This is a genomic window from Sphingomonas sp., assembly GCF_031361285.1.
Lineage (GTDB): Bacteria > Pseudomonadota > Alphaproteobacteria > Sphingomonadales > Sphingomonadaceae > Sphingomicrobium.
Map to the genome: position 1 here is coordinate 1 of NZ_JANMCO010000143.1, position 2,024 is coordinate 2,024.

1 protein-coding gene is annotated in these 2,024 nt (G+C 63.4%); it reads left to right on the forward strand.

Annotation, left to right across the window (positions count from 1 at the left end; genetic code table 11):
• On the forward strand, positions 1–2,024 hold a 2,024-nt coding region (locus tag RMO25_RS11830), incomplete at both ends, for a TonB-dependent receptor domain-containing protein (protein ID WP_309662803.1).

Sequence of the window (2,024 nt, forward strand, 5' to 3'; positions counted from 1 at the left end):
GCATCGGGATTTCCAACGTTTCGCTCCGCGATCTCGGCCCGCAGCGTGCGCTGGTGCTGGTCGACGGCACGCGCCTGATCCCGTCGGTCGGCACGGTTCCCGACACCAACACCATCCCGCTGACCATGGTCGAACGGGTTGACGTGCTGCGTGACGGCGCCTCGTCTGTGTACGGCGCCGACGCGATCGGCGGCGTGGTCAACATCATCACCAAGCGCAAGGCCGACGGCTTCCACCTTGAGGCCGGCGGAGGTTTGACCCAGCATGGCGGCGGCCAGCAGTACAACATCGGCGGGACCTGGGGCGCGAGCAATGACCGCGGCAGCGTCCTGGTCGGCGCGAGCTGGGAGCATCGCAACGCGATCAACGGCTATCAGCGCGATTGGGCCAACGACCCCCACATCGGTGAGCAATTCGAGGGCGGCAGTACCTTCCGCACACAGCTCGACGCCTTGCAGAATCAGGGCGCGGTCACGCTCGCCGTGCCGACGGTCGTCGACGGCGTCCTCGCTCCGGCTGGTACGACCTACCCCGGCGCGGGCCTGGTCGTGGTCAACGGAGTATATTACACCCGTCAGAACCCGGCGCTGGCCGGCGTCCTGCCGAACACGGTATTCCTGCCCAACAAGGGCGTGGTGAAGCTCAACGCGAACGGCAGCAAGGAAACGCCGTGGAACACGCTCCAGGGGTCCATCGACCGCAAGAGCTTCAACTACTCGATCGACTATGACCTGACTGACGGAATCACCCTGTTCAGCGACGGCTTTTATACCAAGCGCACGTCGCGCCAGCTTCTGCGTCCGGAGCCGCTGCTCGGGGACCAGATCGCCAACGGGACTTATCCCGGCTTCATCATCCCGGCCGGCTTCCCAGGCAACCGGACGACGGGCGACTTCGGCGCCAACCTGATCCCGATCCAGTTCGGACCGCGTGATTATCGGCAGAACTCGGACACTTTCCGGGTCCGCGTCGGCTTCAAGGGCGAGATCTTCGGCGACCTCAGGTATGAGATCGCCGGTGTTGAGCAGCAGAACGACCTTCAGGCGAAGGTGCTCAACACGGGCAACTTCCTCTCTCTCGGCCAGCTCACCGGCCAACTTCCATGCATCAGCGTTCCGGGTGGTTGCACCGGCGGCCTGCCCACTGTCTATCCTGGCTTCTTCACTGCCGCGCCGGACCAGATCTTCAATGCGGCACAGCTGGATTACGCCAAATATACGCAGATCAGCACCAACGAATCGTCGGAGCGCTACGTCTACGGTAACATCAACGGCTCCTTGTTCCAGCTGCCGGGCGGGGCGGCGAAATTCGCGGTTGGCGCCGAGTATCGCGGCGAGCATTATACGTTCGTACCCGACGCGCTGGTCGTTGCCGGCTTTGCCCCGAACCAGTCTTTCCCAACGGACGGGGGCTACAATGTGAAGTCGGCCTATGGTGAGTTGTTCTTGCCGATCCTCAGCGATCTTCCCGGCGCCTACCGCCTCGAGATCACGCCGAGCGGCCGTATCGACAGCTACAGCAACTTCGGTACCGCCAAGACTTGGAAGATTGGCGCCAACTACGCACCGGTCGAGGACATCCGCTTCCGCGGCTCCTACAGCATCGGTTTCCGCGCTCCGCAGGTCGCCGAGCTGTTCGGGGGCACGTTCCTCACCAACTTGACGGCGGGCGGCGATCCCTGCGAAACTTTCGCTAACCCGCCGGGGATCGTCAACCCGAACGTTGGCCAGGGTATCCTGGCCGCGGGATCGACCTGTGCCGTGGCGCTAAACGGCGGGGCCGCGATGTTGCCCAATACCTTCCACGATCCGCTGGACGATATTTCGCAGCAGCAGATCCAGGTGCTTGCGGGCGGCAATCCCAACCTCCAGCCCGAAAAGTCGAAGGGGTACACCGCTGGCGTAGTGTTTCAACCCACCTTCATGCGCGGCTTTACCTTCTCGTTCGATTACTATCGGACCAAGGTCAGGAACCAGATTCTGCCGGGCGGTCTTGCCGGGTCGGTCGGCGCGGACTTCATCCTG